The organism is Bacillus sp. AFS040349 (assembly GCF_002577655.1).
Lineage (GTDB): Bacteria > Bacillota > Bacilli > Bacillales > Bacillaceae > Metabacillus.
The window spans coordinates 1-15513 of the sequence record NZ_NUMC01000028.1; the positions used below are offsets into that span (position 1 = coordinate 1).

Here is a 15513-nt window from a genome sequence, read left to right on the forward strand (position 1 = left end):
TCTAATTTATCAAATACATATATAATGAACAAAAAAGTGCTCGGTTAAATTATTTCGACTTTAGTATAAGGGGGACCGATAGTGGAGATACTTACATGCACAAATTCCCTATTTTAGTTTGGAGAATATAAAGATTCCTTAGATCTAGGAGGTACTATATTGAAGTATGTTTTCTTGTATCTTGCATTATTAAACATAGTGGATGGAATTCTTACTTATATAGGGTTAACCATGAACATTATTGATGAAGCAAATCCAGTTATGAAATCTTTGTTCATTATGAAACCTATGTATTTTATCGTTTTTAAGTTTACTTTATCAATTTTACTGAGTTTAATTGTATACCTATCGTTAGATATAGTTAATAATAAGGGAGTGTTTTTATTAACTACGTTTGCTGCTCTTCTGTATTCATTTGTTATGTTATTACATGGTGCATGGATTTTAGATTATTTTAGTTAATAGATAGGTATATTTTAAATGGAATATTTTACTTTTACTAAGTAGAAAAGACATAATTTAAAGCTAAAAGTAAGCTATTAATTATGCCTCATTTATCAAGATCATTCTGAAGTCTCCACTTGTTAAACTCCAAAAACTCTTTAAACTGTTCTTTAGACACACCGGATTTCATAGCATCTTGAACAAGTTTAGTCCATTCTAAGTCAAGTTCTTCGGGATCTGTTTCGTTTTGTTCATTTAAAAGTGTATTTACCGGTACACCGAGTACAGATGACACTTTCTCCAAGAACTGAACAGAAGGATTTGACTGGAGATTGCGCTCAATCGAACTTAAATATGATTTTGCAACTCCTGCTCGTTCTGCTAGTTCTGATAGTGATAGGTTTTTTTGGGTTCTATATTTTTTTATTCGTGGGCCAATCACGTCAAAGTCACCTTCCTTTAATAATGCTATTATAACATATAAAGAAGGATTTTGTTTGATATGGAGAACGGTTTTCTAAAAAAATTCTGTGAGAAAGAGTTAAGTAGTTGGATTTCCTTTTTTAATAAAGAAATCTTTTATTTCTTCTACACTTATACCAATCTCAAGTGCCTCTAAAATTAATTTGACCCATTCATGGTCAAGCTGCCTGTCTTTAATCAGGTTATGTATCGTTTCGTTATTCAACTATCTCATCCTCCTAAAATACTCTTGTATTCCAGGCAGTCCAGCCATCATAGTTTTAAACTTTAGACCTGTGACTTTGCGTCCCTATTTTTCAATAGGTTTGCCCTTGAACTGATTATATTATTACTAAAGAAATAATCTTTTTGTGCGAAAGTCCTTAGTTTATGTCTGTCTTATTAACTATTCATATTATAAAAGGGAATTTTTAGGAAGTGTGCAGAATGATGTCGATGACAAAAATTTTCTTGTGTATTTTGAGTTTTTAACATTTATGTAATATAAGATGGGTATATATGCCTGTAAATTACGTAGGGGAATTAGAAAAGTGAGTTTTTCTGAAGTTTTGTTAACAAAACTTTAATGAACATAGCTCCAAGCAAATATTCATTTTGTCGAACTATATTTTAATTTTGGAGGATATAGTAGAAGTAACTAGACACAAAAGAATGACAATCGCACTAAGATTGCCATTCTCCTTACTCTATTTAAATATCCCCTGCGGCGTCAAATAAAAAATCCCACCATTCTGAACCGAAATATTTATCTGCGGCTCATAAAGCTCCCTCAATGCTTCCTTCTCCACCTCATAACAATCAGGCTTCTCATCCATATCTTCATAAAAATGATCCAAAAGCTTTAAATCTTCATTCCATCTTTCCCTCGCTTTATCCGCCCAGGAATGATCTTGTTCATGAATAGATTGCATAATAAACTGTTCAATCCGTTTAATTCCACTTTGTGGCTTAATCAAAGGTGTCATCGTAAAACAGAGATCCGGAATCTTCGGTGTTAGCTCTAATTTCTCTAGCTTATCTTGAAAGTTTTCTACTAAAGTCCCACTAACCAAATGCAACCCAATAGAGTAAAGCTGATCCTTTTTCATATCACATTGATAGGAAACCATAATGTTAACACCAATCCAAGGGTGTAATGGGATGTTTCCACCCGGTTCTTTGACCTGCTCAAAAAGTCGGATATAGCTTCCTAAATTTGTTGTCGAACGAAAAATTTGGTGAAGGCGGGGGGCACCGAAGTGCATGACCTCGCCCTTTAGATCGCTTGGTGCTTGATTTTGATCTGTGATGAGAGTGAGCTTCATCGGGTTTGGAATACCGTTTGTTTTTTCAAGGTAATGCCAGTAGAAAGGGCGGTTCATTAATTCCTTGTCCATTTCAATGGTTAGCTGAACCGTTATGTAGCCTTGACCTTTTTCAATGATGTCACAGGAATTGGCTGTGAAGAAGCTTTCTAAATAGCTGTGAATTTGCTCTTGTTGCATGCTTTTCGCCACCTTTCAGGGAAAAATTATTTGTCGCCACTAGCTGCTTTTCTTTGTTCTTGTGAGTAATGTGCATAGTCAAGAATCGATGTTAAATTTTCCATTTTAATCTTCATTTCCCGGTCACTCTTCGAATTGACCATAATGTCTTGAATATGCTCATCAAAGTTTTTAATTTCTAGTCGAGTTAGGATTTCATCAAGATCACCGATAACTTTTTCAAACAAATTAATTTTGTCATATAAAAGGGTCAGTATATGTTCTTCAACTGTGTTTCTTGTTGCCATATTGTAGATGTTTACGTCATGTTCTTGTCCTAAACGATGGATACGTCCAATCCGTTGTTCCAGCCTCATTGGATTCCATGGTAAATCATAGTTAATAATATTATGACAGAATTGTAGGTTAATCCCTTCACCACCAGCTTCGGTTGCAATTAACACTTGAACGCGGTTTTTGAACAGTTCCTTCATCCAGTCTTTTTTCCCGCGTTTAAACCCACCGCGGAAAGGAACAGAGCTGATACCGTTTTGTTGTAAAAACCATTGTAAATAAAACTGTGTAGCACGGTATTCAGTAAAAATAATGACTTTATCATCAATTTCTTTGATTAGCTCTACTACCTTGAGAGCTTTTGAGTTTTGAGTTACACCGTCTATTGCCATCATGATATCTTTAATAACGTCATTTGGTAGAGCTGCTTCCTCTTCCTCAGGTAAATCCAGCATTTTTTTCAATGTCATATAAACGGCTTCACGACTGCTGCATGCTTCTCGTTGGAGTGTCATGATTGAAAAAGCATTTGCTGCATATTGTGAAGACGATTTTATAGCTGTTATCGTGTCATATAGGTTTTGCTCTGTTTCGGAAAACTCAATTGGAACAGTTTCTACATTTCGTTTCGGCCAGTCAATTCCGGTGTCTCCGCGACGATTACGGATCATTACTTTGTTAATGAGTTCACGTAAATGTTCATGATCTTCCAGAGAACGTTCTTTAGCGGAGAACACCTCTGTAAAATATGCTTCGTTGCCAAGGTGACCTGGTTTCAACAGGGAAACAAGATTGAAAATCTCTTCAACTCTGTTTTGAACGGGAGTAGCTGTTAAAAGTAAGCAATACTTTTTCTTCAAATTCTGAACAAATTCATAGTTTTTCGTTTTATTATTTTTAAGCTTGTGGGCCTCATCAATGATGACTAAGTCGTAATTTTGTTCATACACAATATCTCGATGTGGACTTCGTTTGGCTGTATCAATTGATGAAACAACAACATCACATGCTTCCCATACATAGCTTTTCTTTTGCTCGACTGCTGGAATAAAGAACTTTTCATTTAATTCCCGAGCCCATTGTGAAACGAGGGAGGCAGGGACTAGTATTAACACCTTTTTAACTAATCCACGAATCATATATTCTTTTAAAATTAAGCCGGCTTCAATTGTTTTACCTAAACCAACCTCATCAGCTAAAATCGCTTTTCCGTTCATTTTTTCAACAACTCTTTGAGCCACCTCTAGCTGGTGGGGGAGAGGAGTGAAGTGTGGTAGATGGTTAGGTGCTTGCAATCCCTCAAAGGTTGGTACTGCTGTATTTTTTTGAACCTCATAGGCAAGCTTATACAGCTCCCAGTTCGACCATGGTCCATCGCTATCTAGTTTTTCAAAAAAGCCTTCCTGCCAGGTTGTATCGAAGTTCGTCTTTATATTCATCGTAAAGACAGTCCTTTCATGTTGTGTGCTATATTGTAATGTTCACTATTTCATTAAGATGAAGGGATATATGAAAGATTATGACATTGATATAATGAAAACACGAACATTATGACGTAAAAAATTTTTAATGTTAAGCTAAAAAGTGATTGTCGAAACTCTTCGGTCATGGTAGGATGTTAGTAAGAAAGTTCATCATTTTCATATCTTTCAGTTAGCTTAACGCTTTCATTCTTTACTGAAATGTTAAAATGTCAAATGTCATGAATAAAGGTTTTATTAGTATAACCAACTTTACAACAAAATATGAGCGGATGAGAATAAGGGGAGAGACTATAACTTAGTATAGCGCCGAAGGAGCAAACAACTGTGAATCTCTCAGGCAAAAGAACTCTTATTTGACGCAACTCTGGAGAGTGTTTGTCATAAAGACAAACTACCAAAGGGGAAAGCCCTATGTAGGTACGAATTTGTACTACTTTTACATAAGGTAAACTTTCAGGTTAAAAGGACAGAGACTTCTATTTTAATAAATGGGAGTACTATGTCCTTTTTTTGATGCCAAATTTTAAAGGATTTGAAGGGAGCAATCCATATGACAGAGCTATATCGTACACCTTTATATGATGTGTATAAAAATTACGGTGCTAAAACGATTGATTTTGGGGGCTGGGACTTGCCAGTTCAATTTTCTTCTATTAAAGAAGAACATGAAGCTGTTCGTACAAAAGCAGGACTTTTCGATGTGTCTCACATGGGTGAGGTTGAAGTTCGTGGTGAAGATAGCTTAGCTTTTTTACAAAAAATCGCTACAAACGATGTGTCTTTGCTCAAAAATGGCGGTGCACAATATACAGCGATGTGCTATGAAGATGGCGGTACAGTTGACGATCTTCTTATTTATAAAAAAGCAGATCATAACTACCTACTTGTTATCAACGCTTCAAACATTGAAAAAGATGTGGATTGGCTTACAGCAAATACCTTCGGTGATGTTTCGATTAAAAATGTTTCCAACGACTTAGCTCTTTTAGCTCTTCAAGGACCTTTTGCTGAAAAAGTCCTTCAAACTCTTACAGACATAGATTTATCAGAAATTAAGTTTTTCAAATTTAGAGATGAAATAAATATTGCTGGTGTAAAAGCTTTAGTTTCAAGAACAGGCTACACGGGTGAAGATGGTTTCGAGCTTTACTGTGCGGCAAATGATGCTGTTACGCTTTGGGGGAAAATTTTAGAAACTGGAAAAGAAGACGGTGTGTTACCTTGTGGCCTTGGTGCACGTGATACCCTTCGCTTTGAAGCAACTCTTCCTTTATATGGCCAGGAGCTTACAAAAGATATTACACCAATTGAAGCAGGCATAGGGTTTGCGGTGAAACCTAATAAAGAAGCTGATTTTAACGGAAAAGCAGTATTAAAGGATCAAAAAGAAAACGGAGCTGCCCGCAAGCTTGTTGGAATTGAACTAATTGAAAAAGGAATTCCACGTCATGGATATGAGGTGTTTGTGAATGGCGAAGAAGTTGGTGTGGTGACAACAGGTACTCAATCACCAACATTAGGTAAAAACATAGGATTGGCTCTATTAAAAACAGAATTTACTGAACTAGGAACAGAAGTAGAAGTTCAGGTTCGTAAAAAGCGATTAAAAGCCGTTGTCGTTGCGACACCTTTTTATAAACGTCCTAAAAACTAATTTATAAAATATGACCTTAAAATGAGAGGGGTTCACACGTAATGAATCATCGTTATTTACCAATGACGGAACAAGATAAGCAGGAAATGCTTGGAGCAATTGGTGTTACTTCTGTTGAAGAGCTTTTTCAAGATATTCCTGAGAGTGTTCGTTTTCAAGGAGAATATAACATTAAAAAAGCAAAATCTGAAACAGAGCTTCTAAAAGAACTTACGAAGCTTGCAGCAAAAAATAAGGATCTACGCAGTCATGCATCATTTTTAGGTGCGGGTGTTTATGATCATTACATGCCAATAATCGTTGATCATGTAATTTCTCGTTCAGAATTTTATACTGCCTATACACCATATCAACCGGAAATTTCACAAGGGGAGCTTCAAGCTATTTTCGAATTTCAAACGATGATTTGTGAGTTAACTGGTATGGATGTTGCTAACTCTTCTATGTATGATGGAGGAACTTCATTAGCAGAAGCAGCAATGCTTGCAGCAGGTCAGACAAAGAAAAAGAAGGTGTTAGTTTCTAAGGCAGTTAACCCTGAATCACGTGATGTCATTAAAACGTATGCTGCTGGACAGTACATTGAAGTTGTGGAAGTACCTGTGACAAACGGTGTAACAGATTTAGAGGCATTACAACAGGAAATGAATGATGATGTAGCAGCTGTGATTGTGCAGTATCCAAACTTTTTTGGTCATATTGAGCCATTAAAAGACATTGAGCCAATTGCACATACTGGAAAAAGTATGTTTATCGTTTCTTCTAACCCACTTGCATTAGGAGCATTAACACCTCCTGGAGCATTTGGTGCGGATATTGTTGCGGGTGATGCACAGCCTTTCGGTATACCAACTGCATTTGGTGGCCCACACTGTGGTTATTTTGCGGTAACAAATAAGTTATTAAGAAAAGTTCCAGGTCGTCTTGTTGGGCAAACAACGGATGAAAACGGAAAACGTGGATTTGTGTTAACACTTCAAGCACGTGAACAACATATTCGTCGTGACAAAGCAACTTCTAATATTTGCTCAAACCAAGCGTTAAATGCACTTGCTGCTTCTGTAGCGATGACAGCTCTTGGTAAGCAAGGTGTGAAAGAAATGGCTATTCAAAATATCCAAAAAGCGAACTATGCGAAAAGAGCATGTATCAAAGCTGGTATTGAGGTTCCTTTCGATCAACCAATTTTTAATGAATTTGTTGTGAAATTATCAAAACCTGTATCAGAAGTTAACAAACAGCTTTTAGAAAAAGACATTATTGGTGGTTTTGATTTAGGTAGAGTTGATTCTGGGCTTGAAAATCATATGCTTATTGCAGTAACAGAGCTGCGTACTAAAGAAGAAATTGACACACTTGTGAAGGAATTGGGGGATGCTTAATGAGTAATCAAGATCAAGCATTAATTTTTGAACTAAGCAAAGAAGGTCGTATTGGATACAGCTTACCAGAGCTTGAGGTTGATGAATTATCGTTAGACGAACTCATTCCTTCTGTTTATATTCGCACAGAACAAGCTGAACTACCTGAAGTGTCTGAGCTTGATATTATGAGACATTACACAGCATTGTCAAAACGAAATCATGGTGTTGATTCAGGATTTTATCCACTAGGATCTTGTACAATGAAGTACAATCCAAAAATTAATGAAAATGTGGCGCGTATTGCTGGGCTGGCTCATATCCATCCATTACAAGACGAATCAACGGTTCAGGGGGCAATGGAATTATTATTTGACCTTCAAGAGCATTTAAAAGAAATCACAGGAATGGATGAAGTAACACTTCAACCTGCAGCAGGAGCTCACGGTGAGTGGACAGGGTTAATGATGATTCGTGCGTATCATGAAGCGAACAATGATACAAAGCGTACAAAGGTTATCGTTCCTGACTCAGCTCACGGCACAAACCCAGCATCCGCAACAGTTGCAGGCTTTGAAACGATCACAGTTAAATCAGATGAAAATGGTCTTGTTGATTTAGAGGATTTACGACGTGTTGTTGATGATCAAACGGCAGCATTAATGCTAACAAATCCGAATACACTAGGACTTTTCGAAGCACATATTTTAGAAATGGCGCAAATTGTCCATGATGCAGGTGGAAAGCTTTATTATGACGGAGCGAACTTAAATGCGGTATTAAGTAAAGCTCGTCCAGGAGATATGGGCTTTGATGTTGTTCACTTGAACCTTCATAAAACATTCACAGGTCCACACGGTGGTGGCGGTCCTGGATCTGGTCCTGTTGGGGTAAAGGAAGATTTAATTCCTTATCTTCCAAAACCAGTGCTAGTGAAAACAGAAGAAGGCTATCATTTTGATTACAATCGTCCAGAGTCAATCGGACGAGTAAAACCATTCTACGGAAACTTTGTCATTAATGTTCGTGCGTATACCTACATTCGTACAATGGGCCCTGATGGCTTAAAAGCTGTAACAGAATATGCGGTGTTAAATGCAAACTATATGATGCGTCGCTTAGCACCATATTATGATCTTCCATTTAATCAGCATTGTAAACACGAGTTTGTTCTTTCTGGAAAGCGTCAGAAAAAGCTTGGTGTTCGTACACTTGATATTGCGAAGAGATTATTGGATTTCGGTTACCATCCACCAACAATTTACTTCCCATTAAACGTGGAGGAGTGTATCATGATTGAACCAACTGAAACAGAATCAAAAGAAACACTTGATTCCTTTATTGATGCGATGATTCAAATTGCGAAAGAAGCAGAAGAAACACCTGAAATTGTTCAGGAAGCACCACATACAACAGTTGTTAAACGCTTAGATGAAACAACAGCTGCGAGAAAACCGATTTTAAAATATCAACGTGCATAATAAAAAACTGGCTTGCCAAAGATGGTAAGTCAGTTTTTTATCGTTTTCATGACATTAGATCTTGTTTGCAAATTCTGATAATCTTTTCGAAAGTTGCTCAATCTCTTCTATTAATGAAGAAACTTCCTGCATCGATGTTGCTTGGTCGTTTCCAATTGAGGCGATTGTTTGTATGGACTCCCCCATCTTAGTTGTAACACCCTGAATTTGAGAAGTTATTTGATTTACTTTTTGAGTGGAAGAGACTGTCTCCTTTGAGAATTTTCTAATTTCGTTAGCGACAACTTCAAAACCTTTGCCTTTTTCCCCAGCTCGTGCTGCTTCAATTGCTGCATTCAAACCGAGTAAATTTGTCTGATCAGCTACCTTTTTAATCATAGATAAAACAACATCTGTTTCTTTTACATCACTTGATGCTTGCTGTGATTGTAAAAGGAGTTGTTGAGATAGAGATGCTAACGAGTTTGATCCGTCCACTACCATGTTTACACTTTCTTTAGCTTGTGATAAAGAGCCAGCTATTTGCTTAATAATTGCTCTTAGTTCTCTCTCTCTACGTAATTGAATGGCGATTCCGCCGATTACTTGATTATTTTGATCATGTAGAGGTAGAGCTGTTCCTGTAAATTCAAATCCATAAAATTCAGCAGGTACCTCAGCTTGTAGTTTTTTATTTTGACGAATGGCGACAGAAAGAGGTTCGTCAGGATTAATTTTTTGTCCAATTTTTATTTGAAGGTTGATATTCTCGCCTGGAAAATAAGCAACAAATTCATGCAAATTACAAATAGCAATAGATAGATCAGCTGGCACTGCTGCTTTTAAAATTGGCACTAACTTAATGACCGTGTCTAAAGAATCAATTTTGTTAAACATAAATTTTTCTCCATTTCTTTTTGTGACTACATTTTTCATGGTGTCTAGAGAGGGTAAACAGAAAGCAGAATGTGTTATTTCAAAAAAATTCATATGATTTTGTATATAAAGGATAAATAACTTAGTAAATTTACCAAAAAACTTGAAAAAAGACAAACATAATTTCCAGTTTTCGACCTTTTATTTAGGTTATAATCACTCATCTTCTAGTATTTATTATTTTTTCATGTTCATGTTCATAAAGATTCATCATTTCATGTTGAAAACAACCAAAACCCCCAACATTATGACTAGTTTTTAGAACCTTTGTCGAGAGGGAGGAATTTACTAGGGATTTAGTAGAACTAGTTAGATAAGAAAAAATAGACAAAGGTTGGTGTTTAGGTTGGCAGCAAAGTATATAACTATATCTAAGGCGTCTTCGCTTGTAGGAGAAAAGGTGTTTATTTTAAAGCAATGGGAAGAAGAGTATTCAGAATTTATTACAATCAAGAGAGATGATAAAAACGCTAGGCTGTTTACAGCAGAAAATATTGAGTTTTTCCAAAAGGTAAAAGCGTTTAAGGAAAGTAATATGGATACACAAACCATTAAACAGCTTTTCCAAAGTCAAAGAACAACGAGTACATCTTCAGTACAAGAAGGAAATGATGTTACCGAATTACATGAAACACTATCAAAAATTACGTCATTTATTGAATCACAGGAAGTTCAAAACATGTTAAAGCTTGACGAACGTCTTGAAAAGCTAGAAAAAAATGTGGTTTCATCTGTTAGCGAGAAAATTACTGAAACAGCAAAATTACAAACAGAAGTGGCAAGATTTGAGTTCTCTGATGTTCAGGATATGATTACAAGCTTAGCGGTCACTGCTGAAGCGGAAAGGGCATCATATAAAGAAGAAATTGAAGTTGAACGGGAGCTTGCTCAAAAGAAAACAGATGAGCGTGAGGAACGATTTTTAACGTTTGTGAAGGAGCATCAATACAGATCAGAACGAATGAAACAGGAGCAGAAATCAGGATTAGGTTTCTTGAAACAAATATTAAGTTTTGCAAGATAATGATGAAAAGGCCGCAAAATTATGCGGCCTATTTAATAGGTAAGAAAGTATAAAATTTTGTACGTAGTTTTAGTGTCTAGCTCCAGCGCCTAGCCCCTCGAGGTCATAAGCCAATTTGGAATATAAGGCAAAGAACGCCTTCTATTCCAAATCGTCTTATTGCCCGAGGCTGACCAAGGCGCTTGCGCTTTTCTTATATGTATCATTAAGATTCATCTGGTACGACTTTTTTAGTGATTTTAATTCTCTTTAGTTTATTATCCTCAACGTTCATTACTTCAAAATGAAGGTGATGGTATTCATAAGTTTCTCCTTCATCTGGAAAACGTCCCATTTCTTTTAGTAGAAACCCTGTAAGGATATCTTCTTGCTCAGGAATTTTCGTTTTAAACACTTCATTTAAACGTCGCAATGCAAGTTTACCATTACAAATAATATGATAATCGGTTAATTCTTCAATTAGTATTTCTTCATCCTGATCGGTTTCATCTTTTATTTCTTGTCCGATCATCGCTTCAATAATATCCTCATGACTTAAAATACCTTTTGTTCCGCCGTATTCATCAAGAACAATCGCTAAATGTCTTCGTTTTTTTAACATTAATTTAAAGACCTTTTCGATTGAGTGAAATTCGAATACAAAAAGAGGATCATCATCAATAAAATCTTCTAAATTTTTATGTGGTTCTAATGACCAAGATAGAAGTGACTTTGAATGAAGCACACCTACAATATTGTCCATGCTTTCTTTATAAACAGGATAGCGAGTATGACTTCCTTCTAAGACGATTTCACGTGCTTCTTCAAAGGTTGAACCTGATGAGATTCCTTGTATTTCTGTTCGAGGGACTTTAAGAGCATCTCGAACATCCAGGTCATAAAAGTCAATTGCTCCTTTAATTCGCTGTTCTTCATCCGTTTGTAGAATTCCTTCTGATGTAGCGATATTTACCATCGTAATAAGTTCTTCTCTTGAGATTGATGCAGTTTTTTCTTCATCGTTTGAAAGTTTGTTAATGACGGTTCTCGTAAATCTTGATAGAAGGAAAATCAATGGCTTAAACAAAAACAGGATAATTCTTATGACTGGGAAAACTGTATAAGCAATTTTATCTGCAAATGTAGCGGCAATTGATTTTGGTAATACCTCTGCAAAGATGATTAAAACAACGGTTAACACTGTAGTCGCAATCCCAACACTAATTCCATATTCAAGTGCAATAATGGTCACAAGAGTTGGAAGCATAATGTTAGCAATGTTATTACCGATTAGTATCCCGGTAATTAACTCATCAGGCTTCGAAACAAGTTCGAGTAATTTTTGCGATTTCTTATCATTATTTTCTGCTCGGCTCTTTAATTTCATTTTATTAACAGCTGTTAATGCAGTTTCACTTCCTGATAAGAAAAAAGACATAAATAGAAAAAACGCTATAGCTATAAGCAAAATGTTATTCCTCCAACAAATTGAAACTAAAATTTTTCACCTTTACTTATCTTATCGATTTTAGCAGAAAAAGTCGATTATTCTGCAAGGAATTATATGAAAAAAATTATTGTTCTTCTATTATATAAAGTTCTTCAAATTGACCCTCTTCATTCACACTATAGCGAACCTTTAACTCAGTAGTAGGAAATGAGAGAATTCTTTCGTAGTATTCTTCACCATTCTCAGTTGTGAGATGAGATTCAAGTCCTTCGTATGTAGCCGACTTACTTGCGTATGTTAAATACTCTGCTAGCGATAAGTTGCCATATTGGTCTTCAAAGAAACCTTCCCAACGTGTACTCCATTCATCTAAGTTATGCTGAATATTTTGCTCAGTTAAGTTTGGTGCAAGCCTAATAATTGTCTGATATGAGCCCTCTCGTATAAGTGAGGCTACTTGAAAGCCTGGATCGTTTAGATGGAACCCACTATAGTTATTTTTACTTTCAAGGAATGAGCTGACCTTTTCTTTCGTCAATTCAGTTGAAAACCAATAATAAGGATAGCTATACATGTTCGTATCATTTCTTATCGGTAAAAATATCTGTCCTGTTTCATTAACGTCAAAATATGTTTCTGTTTGCTGAAAGCCAAAGACTCCATCTTGAGGATGAACAGGTTCCGCTAAATAAAAGAACACATCATTTCCTTCGTTATTAACCATTATTGTAACAGCAGGCTGTGGAATGTCGCTTTCCCAATTCAAAAGCGAGATAGACTCTTGCTGAGAATTTCGGTAATAAGTGACGTCATTAATGGTTGATTTATGTAGTTTGTAAATAAAGTCTACGTTTTTCATTTCATGCTTTCCGCTATTAGTTGGAGCTACAATACCGACTGTACCCGTTCCTGATATTTTATCAGGTTCATCTTTCAATGAAGGAAGCGATAATTCTATTTTTATTTTTTCATCGTTAAGCCATTCATATGTTGGAAACGTGTCGTCTAGAATATATCCATTTGCAGACCTGAAGGAAAGTCCTTCAAATGTTTGTTTTTCTGAGAAGTCTAGAAACATAAGATATTCACCTTTGGCTAAATTTGCACCAAGTAATGGTAAGGAGAATAGAACGAAATAGCAGGCAAGTAGGAATGGTAGATGAATTTTACCGTTTAATTCCTTTGTTGCTTCTTCTTCTCCCTTTTCATATAAACGTCCCATAACGGTAAGTATGGCAGCTGAGCTTATAAAAGAATAAACAATGAGTATTATGATGTAGATTGCAGATTTCGGTAGCGTTTGTAAAGACAATGTGAGCAAAAACGTAATAAACATGAGTAAAAGAGCAAACCTCAGTAAAAACCAAAAATGTTGCTGTACTAAATTTTTAGATTCACCAAGTGCCTCTGTGATTCCACAATCCTCTAAAACAACGACGTAAGGAGTGAGGATATACGGAATAGTAAGAAGAAATAAAACAATAACAAATGGACCGATTAATGAACCTAATAATGTTAATACGAGCATGATGATTGCGAAAAGGATATGTAGTAGAAAAAATCGTTTGAAATAATATCGCCCTTCATGAAAAATCATTGTTTCTTCTTCAGTAAGTACTGACTTTAAACTGCCTAAATAACCACTTATAAAAAAGCTTTTGATGACAAAAAAAGCAGCTGTGATGATAAGGGATAAGGCTACGTTATAATCTAGTGTGGCATGAATAAATCCTGCTGGCACTTTTAAATCACTAATCTGAGGTATCCAAATTGGGTATGTTCCAGTAGGTTGAAAAGGTTGGATAGGGTTCCCGATCGTAATTTCAAATGAATCAAAAATAGTAAATCCCCACAATGCTCCTGTCGTTACAAGGAGAGTTAACAATACATCTAAAAAAATTGGGATAAGAACAATCTTTGGTTGCCGAAACAGAAAGGATAAACTATCGATAAATTTCAAATCATCACTCCTCCATAGGAAATAAATAAAAAAGAAGCAGACTGACACTCACATCCCAAACGTGGTTTAGGTATGCGCGTTGCTAGTCGCTTCTTGTAGGATTCATCTCTTATTTCTTTTTAACTTTACCTGTCCAGTTTTTATAACCACCCTTTAAGCAGTTTAAGTCGTTATAACCTTTACGTTTCAGCATTTGTGCTGCACGACCACTACGAACTGTGTTTTGGCAGTATAAGTAGACTGGCTTATCAGAACGTATTTCTTTTAAGCGTTGACGTAACTGAGAAAGTGGGATATTTCTAGCTCCAAGAATATGTCCACCTTCAAATTCATTCGGCTCACGTACGTCGATTAATTGTGCTTTACGATAGCCTGCACGAAAATCTTCTTCAGGTAATTGCTTCATTATTTTACGTTGGTAGAAAAAGTTAAAAGCAGTGTACGCAATTAGAGCGGCTGCTAAAATAATTAATAAAATAGTTGTTGTCAATGTTCTCGACCCCTTTAATTTAGTGTGATCTTTGTTTGTAAGCTCATAAGAACTCTTATAAGACTTCTATTATTATATAAGAGCTTGTCTGAAATGTCATCAGGTTACATGCATTATTATTTTCTTCTTTAAAAAGTTCTGCTAGACTAAAAAAGTAAAATTAATGAACAAAGAGGGTTACAACATGATAAAAGAAGTTTGGAGATACATTGATTCTGGTAATTGTTCACCAGCATATAATATGGCTTTGGATGAAGCACTTTTAGAATGGCATAGTGAAGGAAAGATTCCTCCAACAATACGATTTTATGGTTGGAATCCGGCAACTCTTTCAATTGGATATTTTCAAAAGGTAGAAAAAGAAATTGATTTAGAAGCTGTAAAAAAATATGGCTTAGGATTTGTAAGGAGACCAACTGGTGGACGAGGAGTGCTACACGACCAGGAACTTACATATAGTGTCATTGTTTCAGAGGAGCATCCTGAAATGCCTAAAACTGTAACAGAGGCTTACAGGGTAATATCTGAAGGAATACTAGAAGGCTTTAAAAACCTTGGTCTTGATGCATATTTTGCTATACCACGTACAGATGAAGAAAAGGCTGGCTTGAAATCACCACGATCGGCTGTTTGCTTTGATGCACCATCATGGTATGAGCTTGTTGTAGAAGGGCGTAAAGTTGCAGGAAGTGCACAAACACGTCAAAAAGGTGTAATTCTTCAGCATGGATCGATCCTACTAGATCTTGATGAGGATATGTTATTTGACTTATTCAAGTATCCTAATGATCGTGTGAAAGAGAGAATGCAACGTGCTTTTAAAAACAAAGCAGTGGCGACAAATGAGCTTCGAGATGAACCAGTTACAATTGATGAGGCGAAAAAGGCATTTAAAGAAGGCTTTGAAAAGGGCCTTGATATAGAGCTTGAGCCTTATACATTAACAAGTGAAGAAGAAGCTTATGTAAATGAAATAGCTAAGAATAAGTATGAAAGTGATGAGTGGAATTTTAAAAGGTAAATGATCATGA

General features: G+C 35.9%; 14 protein-coding genes and 2 riboswitches. Of the genes, 6 read left to right on the forward strand and 8 right to left on the reverse strand.

What is annotated here, in order from left to right; all coding sequences use genetic code 11:
• The first annotated feature begins 159 nt into the window (after positions 1–159).
• Positions 160–462, forward strand: coding sequence for a DUF5658 family protein (locus COD11_RS06700; protein WP_098795989.1), 303 nt, complete (start codon positions 160–162; stop codon positions 460–462).
• Between the two features lie 88 nt (positions 463–550).
• On the opposite strand, the gene COD11_RS06705 is transcribed toward COD11_RS06700, so the two are convergent.
• The 4 genes from COD11_RS06705 to COD11_RS06720 all read right to left on the reverse strand — a co-directional run bounded on the left by COD11_RS06705 (position 551) and on the right by COD11_RS06720 (position 4123).
• A complete protein-coding gene (locus COD11_RS06705) occupies positions 551–886 on the reverse strand; it encodes a helix-turn-helix domain-containing protein (RefSeq protein ID WP_098795990.1) in 336 nt (111 codons plus the stop codon).
• A gap of 99 nt (positions 887–985) precedes the next feature.
• Positions 986–1132 carry an anti-repressor SinI family protein gene (locus COD11_RS06710; RefSeq protein ID WP_098795991.1) on the reverse strand — a complete coding sequence of 49 codons (147 nt, stop codon included), beginning with the start codon at positions 1130–1132 and terminating at the stop codon, positions 986–988.
• Between the two features lie 31 nt (positions 1133–1163).
• A riboswitch (cyclic di-GMP riboswitch) is annotated at positions 1164–1247 on the reverse strand.
• 366 nt (positions 1248–1613) lie between these two features.
• Complete coding sequence (locus COD11_RS06715; protein WP_098795992.1) at positions 1614–2411, reverse strand: YqhG family protein; 798 nt, start codon at positions 2409–2411, stop codon at positions 1614–1616.
• A gap of 26 nt (positions 2412–2437) precedes the next feature.
• A complete protein-coding gene (locus COD11_RS06720; RefSeq protein WP_098795993.1) occupies positions 2438–4123 on the reverse strand; it encodes a DEAD/DEAH box helicase in 1686 nt (561 codons plus the stop codon).
• 314 nt (positions 4124–4437) lie between these two features.
• A riboswitch (glycine riboswitch) is annotated at positions 4438–4527 on the forward strand.
• Between the two features lie 191 nt (positions 4528–4718).
• Between COD11_RS06720 and gcvT the strand changes: the two genes are divergently transcribed.
• Genes gcvT through gcvPB form a run of 3 tightly spaced genes read left to right on the forward strand, consistent with a single transcriptional unit; the run spans position 4719 to position 8664 of the window.
• The gene (gene gcvT / locus COD11_RS06725) at positions 4719–5822 is read left to right on the forward strand and encodes a glycine cleavage system aminomethyltransferase GcvT (RefSeq protein WP_098795994.1); all 1104 of its coding nucleotides are present in this window, start codon (positions 4719–4721) and stop codon (positions 5820–5822) included.
• A gap of 41 nt (positions 5823–5863) precedes the next feature.
• Positions 5864–7204, forward strand: coding sequence for an aminomethyl-transferring glycine dehydrogenase subunit GcvPA (gene gcvPA, locus COD11_RS06730; protein ID WP_098795995.1), 1341 nt, complete (start codon positions 5864–5866; stop codon positions 7202–7204).
• On the forward strand, positions 7204–8664 hold the full coding sequence (gene gcvPB / locus COD11_RS06735) for an aminomethyl-transferring glycine dehydrogenase subunit GcvPB (RefSeq protein ID WP_098795996.1): 1461 nt from the start codon (positions 7204–7206) through the stop codon (positions 8662–8664). Before gcvPA ends, gcvPB begins: the two co-directional genes overlap by 1 nt.
• Before the next feature lie 54 nt (positions 8665–8718).
• Here gcvPB and COD11_RS06740 read toward each other — a convergent pair whose 3' ends face one another.
• Positions 8719–9633, reverse strand: a complete 915-nt coding sequence (locus tag COD11_RS06740) for a methyl-accepting chemotaxis protein (protein ID WP_483296279.1) — start codon at positions 9631–9633, stop codon at positions 8719–8721.
• 292 nt (positions 9634–9925) lie between these two features.
• Between COD11_RS06740 and COD11_RS06745 the strand changes: the two genes are divergently transcribed.
• Positions 9926–10603 carry a MerR family transcriptional regulator gene (locus COD11_RS06745; protein ID WP_176551005.1) on the forward strand — a complete coding sequence of 226 codons (678 nt, stop codon included), beginning with the start codon at positions 9926–9928 and terminating at the stop codon, positions 10601–10603.
• Positions 10604–10808: 205 nt separating this feature from the next.
• On the opposite strand, the gene COD11_RS06750 is transcribed toward COD11_RS06745, so the two are convergent.
• From COD11_RS06750 to COD11_RS06760, 3 genes are all read right to left on the reverse strand, one after another.
• Entirely contained in the window at positions 10809–12050 is a 1242-nt protein-coding gene (locus tag COD11_RS06750) for a hemolysin family protein (RefSeq protein ID WP_098795999.1), read from the reverse strand.
• A 106-nt stretch (positions 12051–12156) separates the two neighbouring features.
• Positions 12157–13992, reverse strand: coding sequence for a hypothetical protein (locus tag COD11_RS06755; protein WP_098796000.1), 1836 nt, complete (start codon positions 13990–13992; stop codon positions 12157–12159).
• A 109-nt stretch (positions 13993–14101) separates the two neighbouring features.
• On the reverse strand, positions 14102–14470 hold the full coding sequence (locus tag COD11_RS06760; RefSeq protein WP_476143167.1) for a rhodanese-like domain-containing protein: 369 nt from the start codon (positions 14468–14470) through the stop codon (positions 14102–14104).
• Positions 14471–14666: 196 nt separating this feature from the next.
• On the opposite strand from COD11_RS06760, the gene COD11_RS06765 reads away from it, so the two are divergent.
• Positions 14667–15503: a lipoate--protein ligase family protein gene (locus tag COD11_RS06765; protein ID WP_098796001.1), complete on the forward strand. Its 837-nt coding sequence runs from the start codon at positions 14667–14669 to the stop codon at positions 15501–15503.
• Positions 15504–15513 lie beyond the last annotated feature (10 nt).